The organism is endosymbiont of Ridgeia piscesae (assembly GCF_001443665.1).
GTDB classification, from domain to species: Bacteria; Pseudomonadota; Gammaproteobacteria; order Chromatiales; family Chromatiaceae; genus Endoriftia; species Endoriftia persephonae.
In genome coordinates, this window is the sequence record NZ_KQ557125.1 from 82,640 (window position 1) to 100,141 (window position 17,502).

The following is a 17,502-nucleotide window of genomic DNA, read 5'->3' on the forward strand; positions in this document are numbered from 1 at the left end:
CTAAGCACACGAAGGACACAAAGCACGCCAAAGGCTGATTACCTCTTCGTGATCTTTGTGCCCTTTGTGGTTAAACCATTTACAAAACCGCTACTATGGCATCGCCCATGCCTTCGCAGCTGACCTCGGTCATGCCATCGGACATGATGTCCGGGGTGCGCAGGCCATCGTCCAGGACCTTGTTGACCGCCGCCTCGATACGCTCAGCCATCGCCGGTTTGTCCAGACTGTAGCGCAGCATCATCGCCACCGAGAGAATAGTAGCCAGCGGGTTGGCCACGCCCTGCCCGGCGATGTCCGGCGCGGAGCCATGAATCGGCTCGTACATGCCCTTACTGTTCTCGTCCAGCGAGGCCGACGGCAGCATGCCGATGGAGCCGGTCAGCATCGCCGCGCAATCGGACAGAATATCACCAAACATGTTGGTGGTAACCATCACATCGAACTGCTTGGGCCACTTCACCAGCTGCATCGCGGCATTATCGACGTACATGTGACTCAGCTCCACCTCCGGGTGCTCCTCGGCCACCTTGGTGACAACCTCACGCCACATCTCGGTGCACTCAAGCACATTGGCTTTATCCACCGAGCAGAGCCGCTTGCCGCGCTTCATGGCGATGTCGAAGGCGACGCGGGCGATGCGATCCACCTCGGACTCGCTGTAGACCAGGGTGTTGTAGCCCTGACGCTCGCCGTTATCCAGCTCACGCACACCACGCGGCTGGCCGAAGTAGATGCCGCCGGTCAACTCACGCACGATCATGATATCGAGCCCGGAGACCACCTCAGGTTTCAACGTAGAGGCATCCGCCAACTGCGGGTAGAGGATCGCCGGGCGCAGATTGGCGAACAGGTTCAGTTCGGAACGCAGTCCCAGCAGTCCCTTCTCCGGGCGGATAGAGATATCCAGCGCCTCCCACTTGTGGCCACCCACCGCACCCAGCAGGATCGCATCCGCCTCTTTCGCCAGGTCCAGAGTGGCGTCGGGCAACGGGCCGCCAGTGGCGTCGATAGCCGCACCACCCACCAGTGCCTCGTCCATCTCGATGTCGAGACCGTGCTCATCGCGCAGAGTCGCCAACACCTTGACCGCCTCAGTGACGATCTCGGGGCCAATGCCGTCACCCGGCAGAATCAAAATCTTTTTGCTCATATTTAATCCTAATTACATTGTTTATAACGCAAAGTTCACAGTGAAGCGCAAAACACGCAATGGCTTTTTTGAATAATCAGAGCTGAAGCATCAACTCAAATCTTTGCGAGCTTTGCGTCTTTGCATTGCGATCTTCGCGTTAGAGGAATTTAAAATAACCAGGGCGCTTGCTGGCGGTGACGTTCCTCGTAGGCCTTAATCTCATCCACATGCTGCAGGGTCAGGCCGATGTCATCGAGGCCGTTGAGCAGGCAGTGTTTGCGGAACTCGTCGACATCGAAAGGTATAGCCTTGCCATCCGCCATCTTTAGCTCCTGGGCCCGCAGGTCGACGCTGATCTGCGCCGCCGTCTCACCCTTTGCGGCAGCAAACAGCTCATCCATCGTTTCATCTGACAAAACGATGGGCAGGATGCCGTTCTTGAAGCAGTTGTTGAAGAAGATATCAGCAAAGCTCGGGGCGATGATGACGCGGAAACCGTAATCCTCCAGTGCCCAGGGGGCGTGCTCGCGGGAGGAGCCGCAACCAAAGTTCTTGCGCGCCAGCAGGATGCTCGCCCCCGCATAGCGCGGGTCATTGAGCTCGAACTGCGGATTGAGCGGGCGCTGGCTGCAATCCATGCCCGGCTCACCCTGGTCGAGGTAGCGCCACTCGTCGAACAGATTAGGGCCGAAGCCGGTGCGTTTGATCGACTTCAGAAACTGCTTCGGGATGATCGCATCGGTGTCCACGTTGGAACGGTCCATGGGGCAGACAATGCCGGTAAATGTTTTGAATTTTTTCATTGCACAATCCTCAATCTGTCCGGCTAAAGCCGGACCTAGATGGGGCTAGAGATCCCGCACATCGATGAAATGGCCAGCGATCGCCGCTGCCGCCGCCATCTCAGGGCTGACCAGATGGGTGCGCCCGCCCGCGCCCTGACGTCCCTCGAAGTTACGGTTCGAGGTGGAGGCGCAACGCTCGCCCTCCTCCAACCGATCGGCGTTCATCGCCAGGCACATGGAGCAACCCGGCTCGCGCCACTCGAAGCCCGCCTCGGTAAATATCTTATCGAGCCCCTCCGCCTCGGCCTGCTGCTTGACCAGCCCAGAACCCGGCACCACCAGTGCCAGCTTGACGCTGTCGGCCACCTTGCGCCCCTTGGCGATGGCAGCAGCAGCCCGCAGATCCTCGATCCGCGAGTTGGTACAGGAGCCGATGAAGGCCTTGTCGATGGCGATCTCTGTGATTGGGGTATCCGCCTCCAACCCCATATACTCCAGCGCCCGGCGCATGCCGCCGGCCTTCACCTCGTCCGACTCATCGGCGGGATTGGGCACCCTGGCATCCACCGCCACCACCATCTCCGGGGAGGTGCCCCAAGTCACCTGCGGACGAATCGAGGCCGCATCGATGTGCACCACCTCGTCAAACTCGGCGCCGTCATCACTGTGCAGGGTCTGCCAATAGGCGACTGCCTTCTCCCAATCATCGCCCTTGGGGGCGTAGGGACGGCCCTTCACGTAGTCGATAGTCTTCTCATCCACCGCCACGAAACCGGCGCGGGCGCCCGCCTCGATCGCCATGTTGCAGACCGTCATGCGGCCTTCCACGGAGAGATCACGGATCGCCTGACCCGAGAACTCGATGGCGTAGCCAGTGCCGCCGGCGGTGCCGATCTCGGCAATGATCGCCAGCACAATATCCTTGGCGGTGACGCTAGGTCCCACCTGGCCATCAACGATCACCAGCATCGATTTCGACTTCTTCTGGATCAGGCACTGGGTGGCGAGCACGTGTTCCACCTCAGAGGTGCCGATACCGTGGGCCAGTGCGCCAAAGGCACCGTGGGTGGAAGTATGGGAGTCGCCACAAACCACGGTCATGCCCGGCAGCGTCGCACCCTGCTCCGGCCCGACCACATGGACGATACCCTGGCGGATGTCGTCCATCTTGAACTCGGTGATGCCGAACTCGGCGCAGTTCCGGTCCAGCGTCTCCACCTGGGTGCGGGCGACGGCATCCGTAATCCCTTTATGACGATCAGTGGTCGGCACGTTGTGATCCGGCGTGGCCAGATTGGCCTCCACCCGCCAGGGTTTGCGCCCGGCCATGCGCAGACCTTCAAAGGCCTGAGGTGAGGTCACTTCATGCACCAGCTGGCGGTCGATATAGAGTAGTGCGGTGCCATCCTCGTCGTAGCGCACCACATGGGAATCCCAGAGTTTATCGTAGAGTGTCTTTGTGCTCATCGCCTGTTCCTCTTGAGTACGCGTGCCAGATTAGGCCGAGGCATCCTATAATACAAATTCATATTGTTTATTTATTTCATTCCGATTGGGAATATCTCATGGACTTCACTAGTCTACGTGTCTTCACTCAGGTCGCCCATTCCGCCTCCTTCTCCGCAGCAGCGGAACGGCTCTTCCTCACCCAGCCAGCGGTGAGTAAGCGCATCGCCGGGCTGGAGGCAGAGCTGAGCACCCCCCTGTTCGACCGGATCGGCCGCCAGATTCTGCTCACCGAGGCGGGCCGTCGTCTGCTACCGCGGGCCGAACAGGTGCTGGAGGAGCTGGCCGACATCCGCCGCGAACTCTCCCATCTAAGCGAGCAGACCAGTGGCACCCTGAGCATGGCCACCAGTCACCACATCGGTCTGCACCGCATGCCGCCGATACTGCGACGTTATGTCGACCGTTATCCTGACGTGAAACTGGACATCCGTTTCATGGAGTCGGAGAAGGCCTGCCAGGCGGTGGCCCACGGAGAACTGGAAATGGGCGTGGTTACCCTGCCGCTGGCCCCATTTCCACAGCTGAAGCAGATCCTGTTGTGGAATGACCCCCTCTCCTTCGTCGCAAGCAAGGACCACAACCTGTCGACACAGGGACCACTCTCCCCAGAATCGCTACTCACCCAGCCCGCGGTACTACCAACCAAAGGCACCTATACGCGGACACTGCTTGAACAGATACTGTCGCCTCTTGAACTGGATGTTCAATGCAATATGGCCACGGATTACCTGGAGACCCTCAAAATGATGACCTCTATCGGTCTTGGCTGGAGCCTGCTACCGGCAACCATGCTCGATGACGAACTGGTGGAACTGGAGGTGATAGGTATATCGCTTACCCGTTCATTGGGTGTCGTCAGCCATTCGGGGCGAACCCTTTCCAACGCAGCCCATGCAATGCTGAATCTGCTGTCTGAGGCGGCAGACGGGGTGGCTGAGACAGTCCCTCCCCCGCCAACCCTTTTATAAATAGGACATGTCAGAATCAGTGATCATTCCTATGGCTATCGAGCTCGCTCACGCCGCCACAATGAAGATCTCACCCAACTCTCACACAACCCATTTTTTTATCCGCATCTTCTGCTGACGCCAGCTTGACAGCCCCATAACACGGAATCATGATCAAAGCTCTTCCTGGGCATCCAAGGCCTCAGCCATGCAACAATCATTGACCACTGCTCAATACAGCCTGGGCGAGGAGATTGCCCACGCCATCACCCACGGCATCGGCATTCTGTTGAGCATTGGAGGACTGGTAGTATTGATCGCCTTTGCCAGCCTCTACGGGAATGCCTGGCATATCACCAGCTGTACCATCTACGGTGTCACCCTGATCCTGCTCTATACCTCCTCCACCCTCTACCATGGCATCCCGAATCCGCGGGCAAAACAGATATTGCAGCAGATCGACCATGCCGCAATCTTCCTGCTGATCGCCGGCACCTATACGCCCTTCACCCTGGTGAATCTCCGGGGCGGCTGGGGCTGGACCCTGTTCGGACTAGTTTGGGGAATCGCCATTCTCGGCATCATTCTGGAACTGGCGACTAAGCGCCAATACAAGCGGCTCTCCATCGCCCTCTATCTGGGTCTGGGCTGGCTGGTGGTAATCGCCATCAATCCCTTGCTGTCAGCAGTGGATATCGGTGGGTTGATACTGCTGCTCGCGGGTGGACTGAGTTACTCGCTGGGCGTTGTTTTCTATGTCTGGAAACGGCTAGCCTACCACCATGTGGTCTGGCACCTATTCGTGCTGGCCGGCAGCATTCTGCACTTCTTTGCCGTGCTCTTCTACGTGGTACCCGGCAGCATCTAGTGCGCCTGCCTCAATCCGCCTCCCTGTCGATCCAGCGCCAGGCGATCACCACCGCCAGGGCGGCGTAGCCGGCGGCCACCCAGAAGGTGGGACCGGGGCCGATGCCGCTCCAGAGGTAACCGCTCAACAGGCTGCCAACCGCACCGCCGGCGCCGAAGCTGATGCTGCTGTAGAGGGCCTGGCCGCGCCCCTGGTGTTTGCCGACGAAGTAGAGATGCACCAGGTGGATCGCCGCGGCGTGGAAGGTACCGAAGGTGGCGGCATGCAGGATCTGGGCGAACAGCATGATCCAGAGCTGATCAGGGGCTGCGCCGATCAGCAGCCAGCGCAGCACGGCGATCAGCAGGCTGGCGATCAGCACCTTGCGCGCCCCCCAGCGCTGCAGCAGCCGGTGCATCACCAGAAAGATCAGCACCTCAGCTACCACCCCCAGGGACCACATCTGGCCGACGAAGGTGCTGGAGTAGCCGTGCTCTTCCATATAGATGGAGTAGAAAGCGTAGTAGGCGCTATGGCTCGCCTGCATCAGAAAACAGGCGGCCAGGTAGGCGATCACCGCCGGGCGCTTCAGCACCGTGAGGATCGAACCCTGCGCCTCATGGTGGGGTGCCGCACCGCGCTCCGGCACCAGCAGGCTGCTCAGCCAGATGCCCAGATAGAGCAGCAGCACCAGCTGTGGGATCACCTCCACACTCATCCGGTCGAGCAGAAAACCCAGCGCGGAGACCGCCAGGATAAAGCCAATTGAACCCCACAAACGGATCCGTGAATAGTGTTTGATGCGCTCACCCAGATAGCTCATGGTGACCGCCTCGAACTGTGGCAGCGAGGCGTTCCAGAAGAAGCTGAACAGCATCATCACCAGCGCCAGCGCCCAGAAGCCCTCAGCGTAGAAGACCCCGACAAAGATCATCAGCGACAACAGCGAGGCGATCCGCACGATCGGCATACGTTGGCCGGTATGGTCGGCGATCCAACCCCAGATATTGGGGGCCACCAGCTTGGAGACCATGATCACCGCCATCAGCTCACCAATCTCTGCCGAAGAGAAGCCGCGATCCTTCAAGTAGACACCCCAGAAGGGCAGCAGCGCCCCGAGCGAGGCAAAATAGAAGAGATAGAAGCCGGAGAGTCGCCAGTAGGGCATTAGGGTTGGGTTACCAATGGGTGCGTGATGGCCCCGTGGAGAGCTGCGGCTCTCCCGGGGTAGCCGGACTAATCGATGGCGGCAGGGATCTGCGCCACCCCGGACTCCACATCCATATTTTGCCCGCGGTGACGCAGCATATGGTCCATCAGCACCAGCGCCAGCATCGCCTCGGCGATGGGGGTGGCACGGATGCCGACACAGGGGTCATGACGCCCCTCGGTCACCACCTCGGCGGTCTCACCCGCGCGGTTTACCGTTTGGCCTGGGATGCGCAGACTGGAGGTGGGTTTGAGGGCGATACTGGCAACGATATCCTGGCCGCTGGAGATCCCACCCAGCACACCACCGGCATGGTTGCTGGCAAACCCCTGCGGGGTCATCTCATCGCGGTGTTCGGTACCCTTCTGCTCCACCACTGCAAAACCGTCGCCGACCTCGACCCCCTTCACCGCGTTGATGCTCATCAGAGCATGGGCGATCTCGGCATCGAGACGGTCAAAGATCGGCTCGCCCAGCCCTGCCGGCACCCCGCTGGCCACCACTGTAATACGTGCACCGACCGAGTTGCCCTCCTTGCGCAACTCATCCATGTAGAGCTCCAGCTCGGCGATCTTGTCCGGATCGGGACAGAAGAAGGGGTTCTGATGGACTTGATCCCATTCCAGCCGCTCCGCACGGATCGGCCCCAGCTGCGCCATGTAGCCGCGGATCTCGATGCCGTAACGAACCTTCAACCACTTCTTGGCGATCGCTCCGGCGGCAACCCGCATCGCGGTCTCCCGCGCCGAGGAACGACCGCCGCCACGGTAGTCGCGAATGCCGTACTTCTGGGTATAGGTGTAGTCGGCATGGCCCGGGCGAAACAGCGCTGCGATCTCGGAGTAGTCCTTGGACCGCTGGTCGGTATTGTGGATGATCAGGCCGATCGGCGTACCTGTGGTCCGGCCCTCAAACACCCCGGAAAGGATCTGCACCTGATCTGCCTCGCGGCGCTGGGTGGTGTGGCGCGAGGTGCCGGGCTTGCGCCGGTCGAGGTCCTGCTGCATATCCGACTCGTTCAGCTCCAGGCCCGGGGGGCAGCCATCCACAATGCAGCCGATGGCGGGGCCGTGGCTCTCGCCAAAGCTGGTGACAGTGAAGAGTTTACCGAATGAGTTGCCAGCCATCTGATTAGCGCTCCAGCCAGGCGTTGATACGTTCCAGGTCCGACTGGCTCAGGATGCCCGACGCCTGCTTCAGCTGCAGGCCGTTGACGATGTAATCGTAGCGGGAGCGGGCGTAGTTGCTTTGGGAGGAGAAGAGGTTGCGCTGCACATTGAGCACGTCGACGATGGTGCGGGTACCCACCTCGTAGCCTGCCTGGGTCGACTCCAACGCACTCTTGGCGGAGATGGTGGCCGCCTTCAGCGCATTGACCCGGCTGATGGTGGAGAGCACACCGCGGTAAGCGTTGCGCACCTGTTTGTTAACCGCGCGGCGCGACTGGTCGAGCTGCTGCTGCGCGGCGCGATAGTTGGCCTTCGACTGCTCGGTCTGCGAGGTCACCGCACCGCCAGCGTAGATCGGCAGACTTAACTGAAGGCCAATCTTCGAGGTGTCGGCCTCGGTAGAGCTGTCGTTGCTGGTACGGAAGATGCTATGGGAACCGACCAGATCGAGGCTCGGGTAGTGGCCCGAGCGGCTGATCTCAATGGTCTTCTTGGTCGCCTCAAGGCCGTTGCGCGCGGCGATGATGGCATAGTTCTGCTGCTGTGCGGTCTTCGACCACTCCTCCAGATCACTAGGCACCGGCGGCTTCAGCTGCAGCTCTTCACCCAGTTTCGCCAGTCGTTCCTCCTCGCCGGGGCCGATAATCTCGAACAGCGCCTCCCAGGCATTGTCCACTTCATTCTCGGCGGCGATCTCGGCGGCGCGCGCCGAGTCGAAGGCGGCCCGGGCCTCATGCACATCGGTAATGGCGATCAGCCCCACGTCGAAGCGTTGCTGCGCCTGCTCCAGCTGACGACCGGTGGCCTCGCGCTCCGCCTCGGCAACCCGCAGTTCATCCTGCGCCGCCAGAATATTGAAATAGGCATTGGAGCTGCGCACCATCAGGTCGATTTCGGCGGCTTTATACTCCGCCTCGGCCTGGGCGATGGTGTTGTCAGCCTGCTCCAGCCGGATCCACTGGTCGCGGTGGTAGATCGACTGGGAGAGACTGAGGTTGAGGCTCCGATCGTTGTAGGTCGAAACGCCTGTACTGCTAAACGACGAACTCTTTACGTCACTCCGCACCCCGTCGAATTGACCGCCGAGGGCGATACTGGGCAGCAGTTGCGCGCGAGCCTGCACCTTGGTCTCTCTTACTGCATCCAGCTGCGCCTTGGCAACCTGCAGGGCGGGGTCATTTTCCTGGGCAAGTTTGTAGACGTCCATGAGATCCTTCGCCTGAACCGACAAGGCGGCTCCAGCCAGAAGGAGAGGAAGAACCAGTCGTACTAACTTCATGTTCTGCTCCACAGATAGCCGGAGTCAGCTCAGCCCCAGCGAGAAAAAGAGGCATTATATGCGATAACGCCCAACGGAACAGTCGCCATCCCCCCGTCTCTGACTGGGTTATTCACCTTTGCTGGTAGGATCTGCCTTCAGCAGCAGCTGCGGGTCGAGACGCTTCTCGAACAGGTTCAATCCCCAATGAAGATGCGGCCCAGTCGCTCTTCCGGTCATGCCCACTTCACCGATTACCTCGCCCTGACGCACCCGCTGGCCCTGCTCTACCAGCAGCCGACTCAAATGGAGATAGGAGGTCGTCAGACCGTGGCCATGATCGAGCAACAGAGTGCCACCAGAATAGAACATGTCGGGATGGGCCAGGGTGATGACGCCATCGGCGGGGGCCACCACCGGCGCCCCTTCCGATGCTGCCAAATCGAGACCAGAATGGGGCCGTTTTGGCTTACCGTTGAGGATACGCTGACTGCCGTAGACACCGGAGATACGCCCCTTCACCGGCAAGATAAAACCCTTGAGAAAGTCAGTGCGTGGCTCGTCGAGCTTTCTGGCTGCCTTGATCTGCGCGGTCTCTTTGCGAATCCGCTCCCAGTCCCGCTTCGGCGGGGTCACCTTACTCTGTGGCAGGCCATCGATGCGCTGGATTTTATAGCTGCGCTTGCCGATGCTGATCAGCTCTTTGTGCTCGCTGCCATCTGGGGCGATCAGCTGGATCTCACTCTGCAGGGGGTTTTCGCGACTAAAGCCGATGATGAAGATCCCCTCCTCGGAAACCCGCACCGGCTTGCCGTCCACCCGCACCTGGGTACCAGGCTCTACCTGCGCAATCGCCAGCCCACCTTGCAGCAGGTCACCCTGCAGGCTTAGTGCAGCAACACTGCCTGGCAGCAGAGCCAGCACCATCAGCCAAACTAACACCACGCTGCGCAAGGGAAAAATCGCCACCCAAACTGCCATCGCAACACCTCATCCGTCCAACACCTCATCCGTCCAACACCGAGCTGAGCAACCTAGCACAGCACACCAGACCATCCAATCAATTCGCATCAGGCGTTGACAGGGATAAAATCAGGTTGTAAAGTTCGCGCTCTCCAAACGGCTGTAGCCGTTAAGACCAGCTCTCGCCGAGGTGGTGAAATTGGTAGACACGCTAGCTTCAGGTGCTAGTGGGGGAAACCCCGTGGAGGTTCAAGTCCTCTCCTCGGCACCATATATAGATCGAGGAGTTACGAGAAATCGGACTCTTTTTTTATTTCTCGCAAGTTTCTTTTTTACCTCGCCCTTACCTCGCTTCTAGACTAGGTTTGAGAGACAGCCTGACACTAGCACAGCGTAAGCCATGCCCTTTGCAGCTCTGAAGGCGTTCCACTGTGAGGCTGATAACGGCGACCCACTCCTAACCACTCCGAAACGGGGGCTCCGTTTCGCTCACCCCTTTGCGATAGCGAAAAATAGCGATTTCAGGCTTAAGGAAAGCCTGCTGAAAGTGGCTTTGAAAGTTGCTCCAAGATCGAGCCAGCTTTATCGATCATCTGTGCCTGTCTTAGGTTTTGCCATTTCAAATGACAGAAGCCCTTGCTCCTCTTGCCTCCTGGTTTGCGGCCCAACAAGCTCTTAAAAAAGCCAACTGATTGAAAAGATGATGTTTATGAGTTGAGGGCGAAAGCAAACACAAGAAGTAGCCTTAGAGTGAAACGTAAGCCTCAACCCGCTCATATGTCACCGGAAACCGAGTGCGGTTGGAGGCATTGATGTCGTACGAAAAATATATGTCCCTAAATATCTTAAACAAGGGCTTCTCTTGAGCGCGAATACGACGCTTAATACTCCCTATACTCGATATTCGCTGTGGGCCATGAGATTTGATTTTCCGATAAATTATTCTCGCCAGTTCATCTATTCGTTTTTCAGAACATTCATTCCTTGAGCATATTCAATAGCGTGACAAGTCCTTTAAGGCGAGTCCAGCTAAAATATGGGTATCGGCTGTTATAAAGCCGCTTTCGCCAGTTGAGCCGTGCCCTTCTATATGGATCCACGGAATTAAGCCATGTTCAGCAGCCTCGCTCAGAAGAACTGAGATACAAGACGCCATATCATCAGGTGAGTCCACGCGAAAATAGCGCACTTCAAGGCCATGCGCGATGTAATCTGCAATAGCTCTAAGGTCTTCACGGAGATGCGCGCTATGTTCAGCTCACCTTCTGGTATAGCATCGAAAATTGCTACGCTGTTGAATTTTGCATCGCTCCTTGATCTGCCTGATAGTGTCTGCTGAAGAGAAATAATCGAAATCTTTGGGGGTGCTCAGAGCTTCCTTAGCAAGTAGCTTGACAAGAACCCCTGGAAGGGCCGGAAAACCTTTCCGCTGGTTACTCCCCTCACCCGCAATTATTTTTCAACTCCCGCAGGATCCGCTGACACTGCCGCAGGCCGAGATCCACCTGATAGTGTTCCTGAAGATGCTGTTGTAGCAACTTGCCACTCCAGCAGGACACCGAATAACCCAAGCACTCGGGTGTCACCACGATCTCTCGCAGCAGGAGCTGAAACTGACCCGCATCCAGGCTGGCCAAGCGCCCAGACTTGTCGTCATCTTTTAGGCCCAGCGGGCCGAATTCATAATAGCTGTCGACCCAACGCTCCACCGAGCGGGGACTTTCACCAAACCAGTTGGCCACGCTGCTGCACTCCTGACCTGCACTGACCAGCAATACGCAATGCAAACGATGTAGATAGCGCTTCTCAGGCGCGTGGTGGATCTCCCCTTTGAGAGCTTCCTTCAGAACCCCCAAGTCCGCATCCGTCAGTTGCCTTGCCATGCCTCCCCCCCCAAAGGACGCGCCTGGCATCGACCTGTTTATTGTTACCCCAGCCAATTGGATTTTTTTGGTCGAGCAGGACCTAACCCCATAACAGCTAGAATCTATGCCTTCTAATTATTTAGGCAGGAAAATCCAATAAGGACCTCCACTCCTTGGCAAGAATGACAAATCATTGACATAGATCAATCGTAAACCCATTTTTGACGAACTGCCCATGCGAATCTCGTTAAAGGGGTTGCACCACGACATTAGAAATGTAGATCCACCTCAAGGTGGATCTACATATTCGATATCCTCCCTTCTGTGTAGGGCGGAATAGCTCCTTTCCACAGGGTAATCGATTAGATCTACTTGGAATTGACATTGTTCGCCCAATGACACAAGATAGTGATTAATTACTATCTTGTGGAGATAACATGCCCTCAAACAGCAAACATCTGCCTGCAAATAAACGTCGTGCAGTTACTGTTGAAGCTGTGGTTGATCTCGCCGCGGAACAAAACCCAAGCGACATCACCACTGCTGCTATTGCCAGATACATGAACGTGACCCAGGGGGCGCTGTTCCGTCATTTTCCAAATAAAGAGGCCATCTGGCAGGCAGTGATGGAATGGGTCGCAGAACGCCTGCTGGCGCGAGTAGACGCGGCGGCAAAGGCTGCAACAACTCCAGTTACAGCACTGGAAGCGGTGTTTATGACCCATATTGATTTTGTCTCTGCCCATCCAGGTGTGCCGCGTATGTTGTTTGGTGAATTACAGCGTGCTGAGGATACAGCAGCCAAGCGCATGGCGCGCACCCTGATCCGGAAATACAGTGAGCGTGTGGCTGTATTGATAGAGAAAGGTAAGGTCGAAGGTGAAATTGATCCGGCTGTTGATACTGTGGCTGCAGGTACATTGTTCATAGGCACCATTCAAGGTCTGGTTATGCAGTCATTACTAGCCGGGGATACTGGAAATATGCAAGACAAGGTGCCCGGGGTTTTTGCAATCTATCGCCGTGGAATTGAGCGGAAATTATGAAAAAAGTCTTTCAAAAACCGTTTATTCTGCCATTGATTGTCATTGCAGCCCTGACCTTGGTGATTTTCAAAGTGAAATCCAGGCCACCTATCGAACATGAGGAACTGCAATTCCCCACCAAAACAGTGGAAGTCATTACAGCTAAGAAGATCCCTTTCCGCAGTCGTGCCATTGCTTATGGATATGTAGAACCTGCTGTTTTATTAAAAGCTAAGACGGAAGTTGCTGGCAAGATCAGTTATATCCACCCATCCTTGAAAAAAGGCGCCAGCCTGGCAAAAGGTACCGTGGTTCTACGCATTGAACCAACCACCTATGAGTTTTCCCTGGATCAAAGTAAGGCAGGACTAGCAGGCAGCCAATTTTCCTTAAAACAATTGGAAGTTGAAGAAAAAACCACCCAGCGCTCTCTCGAAATTGCCCAAAAAAACCTACAGACCGGCCAAAAAGAATTAGATCGCTTGCTTAGTATCTGGGAGAAACGTTTAATTTCTCGTTCAGCCGTTGATGCAGAAGAACAGAAGATTTTACAACTACGCCAGCAGGTCGAAGATTTACAGGGAAAACTGGAAAGCTTCAGCAGTCGTAAATCCGCAACCCAGGCGCAAATCAAACAATCCAAAACCCAGCTTGCTCAGAGTAAAGATACTCTGTGGCGCACCGAAATTCGTCTGCCTTTTGATGCTCGTATCGGCAAGGTTTCAGTAGAAAAAGGTGAATATACTGCCGTTGGCAGCGTGTTGTTTGAAGCATTGGGCACACAGGCCATTGAAATCAATGCCCAGCTACCCGTGCGTCAGTTTTACCCACTGCTAATGGGGCTTGGCAAACACAGTTTGAATTTGCAAAACCCAGAAGACTTGCAGTCTGCATTCTCGAAAATTCAACTGGAGGCGAAGGTTAGCCTGGTCGGATACAAAGGGAATATTGCAAGATGGCGAGGTGAATTACTGCGAATAGGCGAGTCTATTGATCCTGACCGGGATACGATTGACCTAGTCGTTGCTGTCAACAATCCTTATGAAAACGTCATTCCTGGCAAGCGTCCACCATTGCTACAAGGCATGTATGCAGCCGTCGAATTTTTCACGCCCCCACATGAGATGCTGATTTTACCAAGAAAGGCTATCCACCAGGGACGCGTCTATGTCGCCAAAGAAAATAATCGGTTAGAAATTCGCCCGGTGAACATTCTTCACAAACAAGGACAACTAGTGATTGTCGACAATGGGGTCAAAGAGGGTGAAAAAATTATTATTACCGATGTCATTCCTGTGATTGAAGGTTTGCCTCTCAAACCTGTTCTGGCAGGCGAGTATGAAAAGCAGCTAGCCAAAGACGCTATTGGTGAAGAACACATGAGGCCAAACGATATTAATGAAAATAAAGTTATGGGTAGTGGCAGCCTTATTTCACCTCATTATTTTACTGAAGGTGATACGGAATGATTCGTTATTTTGCGGCACATCCCACCATCAGTAATATATTGATGATGGTAATAATTGCCATTGGTTTTTATTCACTAAATGGGCTAAATAAAGAATCATTTCCATTACTTAAGCCCAGCAAGGTACAGGTCACGGTTGCCTATCCTGGAGCAAGTCCATCCGATGTTGAAGATGGCATATGCATCCCACTGGAAGATGCCACAGATGGTATCAGCTTTTTAAAAGAGCAGGAATGTGATGCCCGTGACAATGTCGCCATTTTTACATTGGAAATGCAGGAAGCGGGAAATATACGTGAGTTTACTGATGACATTAAAACTGAAATTGATGCAATCCAGAACTTCCCGGAGAATATCGAAGACCCTGTGATCAAACAGTTGGGGAGAATTAACCCGGTTGCTAATATTGCCATCACCTCAGACAAATTAACCCCCACTGAATTAAAAGCACTGGCAGAGTATTACCGTGATCGTCTGATTGCCATGCCCCAAATCCCGATCGTGAGCATGGACGGCTTCTCCACGCATCAATTGCAAGTATTAATCCGCCCTGATACTCAGAAAAAATACAATCTTAGTGTCCAGGATATTGCTAACTTAATTGCAACTCAGGCGCTAGAATTACCCGTAGGAAAATTGGAAGCGACGGAAACCTCCTATCAGATTCGCTTTGATAATGCCAGAAAGACAGCTAATGAACTCGCAAATCTTATTATTATCAATACGCCAGAAGGTGGTGAAATAAAACTGGGCGACATTGCCAAAATTGAGGATAAATTTGAAAAGCCTGAAGAACGCATCGAGCTAAACGGCAAACTGGCCGCACTACTTAAAATCAGCAAAAACACCATTGACGACACACTAAAAGTTGCTGATGCACTGATTGAGTTTGTTGAAAAAGAAAACAAAATCCTGCCTGAAGGAACACGACTAACTATTGTCAACGATAGCTCCACATCAGTGCGCGACCGGTTACAATTGTTATTAACAAATGGTTGGCAGGGTTTGATCCTGGCAACTTTTATGCTGCTCCTGTTTTTTTCATGGCGTTACACTTTTTGGATTGCTCTGGGCTTACCTATTTCATTTTTGGGTGGTCTTGCCATGATGGTCGTCTTTGGCGTGAGTATCAACATGATCTCAATGGTCGCCTTGCTTATGGCCATAGGCATTTTAATGGATGACGCCATAGTACTGTCTGAAAATATTGATCATGAATACCGCAAAGGAAAATCGCCACTGGATGCCGCCATTGATGGCACCAAAAAGGTTTTTCGCGGTGTCTTTTCTTCCTATCTTACATCCGCCTTTTTATTTGGCAGCTTGTTGATGATGAAAGGCGATCTGGGTCAGATATTGGGTGTACTGCCTGTGGTTTTACTATCAGTGCTTACCATCAGTTTAATTGAAGCATTTCTGGTGTTGCCACACCACCTGAAGCACTCGCTGGAACATGCGCACCACAAGGCACCGCCAAAATGGCGACAGCAATTTGAAACCCTATTTGATCAATTTCGCCATGCAGTTGGTCGTGCCGCCCAACTCTCCATGCAGTTCCGCTACATCACTGTTGGTATAGCACTGGCTATGTTGATATTTTCTGTCGGTTTGATTGCAACTGGAGTAGTTAAATTCAAGGCATTCCCTGATCTGGAAGGCAATAATCTGGAGGCCAGAATTCTACTGCCGCAAGGCACTCCATTGGCAGAAACAGAAAGGGTGGTTGATAGGCTGCTCAATGCTCTGGGTGAAACCAATAAAATCCTTAGCCGAAACGAGTCAGAAGAACTGGTTAAAAATGTGCAGCTTTCATATGGCAAACATGGCGATGTACCCGAAAATGGAACGCATCTGGCAACCCTTGGCATCGATTTACTTAACACCGAAAAACGCAATACTAAAATACTTGAGTTAATCCAGCTTTGGAAACAAAATACCGGGGCACTACCCGATGTCCTAAGTATTCAATATAAAGAACCCAAGGTGGGCCCAGCGGGACGCGCTATTCATATTCGCCTGAGTGGACAAGATATGGATGAATTGTCAAGGGCATCATGGGAAGTGCAAAACTGGCTCAGAGGCTACAATGGCGTAAACAATTTGCTGGATGATCTTCGCCCAGGCAAGCCGCAGTACAGTATCAAGCTTAAACCAGGTGCATTAGCCGCAGGCATTGATTCCCGTAGTATTGCCTCGCAACTGCGATCAGCTTATCTGGAAGTTAAAATCAGTGAGATTTACAAGGGGCGTGAAGCCTATGAAATTGTTGCCAAACTGGACAGCCAGCAAGGTTATGAGTTACGTGATTTTGATAATTTCACCGTATTTTCAAAAACTGGAAAGGAAATTCCCTTAGGCAGTGTCGCCATCATTACCGAGGAACGTGAGTTTTCTCGAATCGGGCATATCAACCACCAGCGCACAGTCAATATATATGGCGATGTGGATGCAGACATTGCCAATACATCCGAAGTCATCGCAAGCTTACAAAAAAACTTTTTAGGCGCATTGCAAGAACGCTACCCTGAAATCACTTTTAAACTCAAAGGTGAAGTCGAGAACGGCACTGAAACTAAACTATCCATACTCTCAGGCTTCGGGCTGGGTGCATTTGGTGTATTTCTTTTACTTAGCCTGCAATTTCGAAATTACCGCGAACCATTAATCGTCATGATTAATATTCCTCTTGCCCTCATCGGTGCGACCTGGGGGCATCTGATTATGGGACTGGATTTCACCCTGCCGAGTATGATCGGCTTCGTTTCTCTGGCGGGTATAGTTGTGAATGATTCGATCCTGCTGGTCGAATTTGTGAAATATCGAGTAGAAGAAGGCATGCTCTTTCACGATGCTGCCAGGCAAGCGGTATATGATCGCTTTCGAGCCATTTTCCTCACCTCTGTCACCACCATTGCTGGCATGACACCCTTGCTGTTTGAAACCAGTACACAAGCATTAATTCTGGTCCCTTTGGTAACCAGTATTGTGTTTGGCATGTTGACATCTACAGTATTGATCATGTTGGTACTGCCTGCCATGTATGCAATTATGGAAGATGTTGGTTTTGTAAAATTAACAGGGGAGCCAGAGCGGTCAGCAGCATAGCTAATGGAGAAGCAAGGGCGCCTCTAATAATGTATGACTTAATCAGATGCGTTAATAAAGATCGATAACTGCTCAGCCAGAATCGTTCGGGGCAACCTAAAGCTCGCATAAATTCCATATTAATCGTTCCGAAAGTATTGGCAGTCTATTTTTGAACTTGCCAAAATATACTTTGTATCTGACATGCGGAAGAAACTCTTAATCAGCGAAGTGCGC

General features: G+C 54.1%; 13 protein-coding genes and 1 tRNA gene. 6 read left to right on the forward strand and 8 right to left on the reverse strand.

What is annotated here, in order from left to right; translation table 11 throughout:
• Positions 1-79: 79 nt before the first annotated feature.
• The 3 genes from leuB to leuC form a co-directional block, all read right to left on the reverse strand.
• The gene (leuB, locus tag Ga0074115_RS07295) at positions 80-1,153 is read right to left on the reverse strand and encodes a 3-isopropylmalate dehydrogenase (protein ID WP_060528368.1); all 1,074 of its coding nucleotides are present in this window, start codon (positions 1,151-1,153) and stop codon (positions 80-82) included.
• 149 nt (positions 1,154-1,302) lie between these two features.
• The gene (leuD, locus tag Ga0074115_RS07300) at positions 1,303-1,938 is read right to left on the reverse strand and encodes a 3-isopropylmalate dehydratase small subunit (RefSeq protein WP_060528369.1); all 636 of its coding nucleotides are present in this window, start codon (positions 1,936-1,938) and stop codon (positions 1,303-1,305) included.
• A gap of 45 nt (positions 1,939-1,983) precedes the next feature.
• Entirely contained in the window at positions 1,984-3,387 is a 1,404-nt protein-coding gene (leuC, locus tag Ga0074115_RS07305; RefSeq protein ID WP_057955570.1) for a 3-isopropylmalate dehydratase large subunit, read from the reverse strand.
• A 98-nt stretch (positions 3,388-3,485) separates the two neighbouring features.
• Between leuC and Ga0074115_RS07310 the strand changes: the two genes are divergently transcribed.
• Positions 3,486-4,397 (forward strand): LysR family transcriptional regulator, encoded by a 912-nt coding sequence (locus tag Ga0074115_RS07310; RefSeq protein WP_060528370.1) that lies wholly within the window; start codon positions 3,486-3,488, stop codon positions 4,395-4,397.
• A gap of 187 nt (positions 4,398-4,584) precedes the next feature.
• Positions 4,585-5,244, forward strand: a complete 660-nt coding sequence (trhA, locus tag Ga0074115_RS07315) for a PAQR family membrane homeostasis protein TrhA (RefSeq protein ID WP_060528371.1) — start codon at positions 4,585-4,587, stop codon at positions 5,242-5,244.
• Positions 5,245-5,254: 10 nt separating this feature from the next.
• Here trhA and Ga0074115_RS07320 read toward each other — a convergent pair whose 3' ends face one another.
• From Ga0074115_RS07320 to Ga0074115_RS07335, 4 genes are all read right to left on the reverse strand, one after another.
• Entirely contained in the window at positions 5,255-6,391 is a 1,137-nt protein-coding gene (locus Ga0074115_RS07320; protein WP_057955568.1) for an MFS transporter, read from the reverse strand.
• A 68-nt stretch (positions 6,392-6,459) separates the two neighbouring features.
• Positions 6,460-7,560 carry a chorismate synthase gene (aroC, locus tag Ga0074115_RS07325; protein WP_057955567.1) on the reverse strand — a complete coding sequence of 367 codons (1,101 nt, stop codon included), beginning with the start codon at positions 7,558-7,560 and terminating at the stop codon, positions 6,460-6,462.
• Positions 7,561-7,564: 4 nt separating this feature from the next.
• Complete coding sequence (locus tag Ga0074115_RS07330; RefSeq protein ID WP_057955566.1) at positions 7,565-8,881, reverse strand: TolC family outer membrane protein; 1,317 nt, start codon at positions 8,879-8,881, stop codon at positions 7,565-7,567.
• Between the two features lie 108 nt (positions 8,882-8,989).
• Positions 8,990-9,841, reverse strand: a complete 852-nt coding sequence (locus Ga0074115_RS07335) for a M23 family metallopeptidase (RefSeq protein ID WP_060528372.1) — start codon at positions 9,839-9,841, stop codon at positions 8,990-8,992.
• A gap of 166 nt (positions 9,842-10,007) precedes the next feature.
• On the opposite strand from Ga0074115_RS07335, the gene Ga0074115_RS07340 reads away from it, so the two are divergent.
• Positions 10,008-10,094: transfer RNA gene (locus tag Ga0074115_RS07340), tRNA-Leu, on the forward strand.
• Between the two features lie 1,171 nt (positions 10,095-11,265).
• On the opposite strand, the gene Ga0074115_RS07345 is transcribed toward Ga0074115_RS07340, so the two are convergent.
• Positions 11,266-11,706, reverse strand: coding sequence for a helix-turn-helix domain-containing protein (locus tag Ga0074115_RS07345; protein WP_057955563.1), 441 nt, complete (start codon positions 11,704-11,706; stop codon positions 11,266-11,268).
• A 419-nt stretch (positions 11,707-12,125) separates the two neighbouring features.
• Here Ga0074115_RS07345 and Ga0074115_RS07350 point away from each other — a divergent pair, with 419 nt between their 5' ends.
• The 3 genes from Ga0074115_RS07350 to Ga0074115_RS07360 are packed head-to-tail and all read left to right on the forward strand — an operon-like array spanning position 12,126 to position 17,286.
• On the forward strand, positions 12,126-12,734 hold the full coding sequence (locus tag Ga0074115_RS07350; protein ID WP_057955562.1) for a TetR/AcrR family transcriptional regulator: 609 nt from the start codon (positions 12,126-12,128) through the stop codon (positions 12,732-12,734).
• Positions 12,731-14,182, forward strand: a complete 1,452-nt coding sequence (locus Ga0074115_RS07355; protein ID WP_057955561.1) for an efflux RND transporter periplasmic adaptor subunit — start codon at positions 12,731-12,733, stop codon at positions 14,180-14,182. The genes Ga0074115_RS07350 and Ga0074115_RS07355 overlap by 4 nt, the downstream gene beginning before the upstream one ends.
• Complete coding sequence (locus Ga0074115_RS07360; RefSeq protein ID WP_057955560.1) at positions 14,179-17,286, forward strand: efflux RND transporter permease subunit; 3,108 nt, start codon at positions 14,179-14,181, stop codon at positions 17,284-17,286. The genes Ga0074115_RS07355 and Ga0074115_RS07360 overlap by 4 nt, the downstream gene beginning before the upstream one ends.
• Positions 17,287-17,502 lie beyond the last annotated feature (216 nt).

Coding starts and splice junctions, on each gene's coding strand:
- Ga0074115_RS07345 (WP_057955563.1), bottom strand. CDS start 11,706: ATGGCAAGGCAACTGACGGATGCGGACTTGGGGGTTCTGAAGGAAGCT.
- leuC (WP_057955570.1), bottom strand. CDS start 3,387: ATGAGCACAAAGACACTCTACGATAAACTCTGGGATTCCCATGTGGTG.
- aroC (WP_057955567.1), bottom strand. CDS start 7,560: ATGGCTGGCAACTCATTCGGTAAACTCTTCACTGTCACCAGCTTTGGC.
- Ga0074115_RS07360 (WP_057955560.1), top strand. CDS start 14,179: ATGATTCGTTATTTTGCGGCACATCCCACCATCAGTAATATATTGATG.
- trhA (WP_060528371.1), top strand. CDS start 4,585: ATGCAACAATCATTGACCACTGCTCAATACAGCCTGGGCGAGGAGATT.
- Ga0074115_RS07335 (WP_060528372.1), bottom strand. CDS start 9,841: ATGGCAGTTTGGGTGGCGATTTTTCCCTTGCGCAGCGTGGTGTTAGTT.
- Ga0074115_RS07310 (WP_060528370.1), top strand. CDS start 3,486: ATGGACTTCACTAGTCTACGTGTCTTCACTCAGGTCGCCCATTCCGCC.
- Ga0074115_RS07355 (WP_057955561.1), top strand. CDS start 12,731: ATGAAAAAAGTCTTTCAAAAACCGTTTATTCTGCCATTGATTGTCATT.
- leuD (WP_060528369.1), bottom strand. CDS start 1,938: ATGAAAAAATTCAAAACATTTACCGGCATTGTCTGCCCCATGGACCGT.
- Ga0074115_RS07320 (WP_057955568.1), bottom strand. CDS start 6,391: ATGCCCTACTGGCGACTCTCCGGCTTCTATCTCTTCTATTTTGCCTCG.
- Ga0074115_RS07350 (WP_057955562.1), top strand. CDS start 12,126: ATGCCCTCAAACAGCAAACATCTGCCTGCAAATAAACGTCGTGCAGTT.
- leuB (WP_060528368.1), bottom strand. CDS start 1,153: ATGAGCAAAAAGATTTTGATTCTGCCGGGTGACGGCATTGGCCCCGAG.
- Ga0074115_RS07330 (WP_057955566.1), bottom strand. CDS start 8,881: ATGAAGTTAGTACGACTGGTTCTTCCTCTCCTTCTGGCTGGAGCCGCC.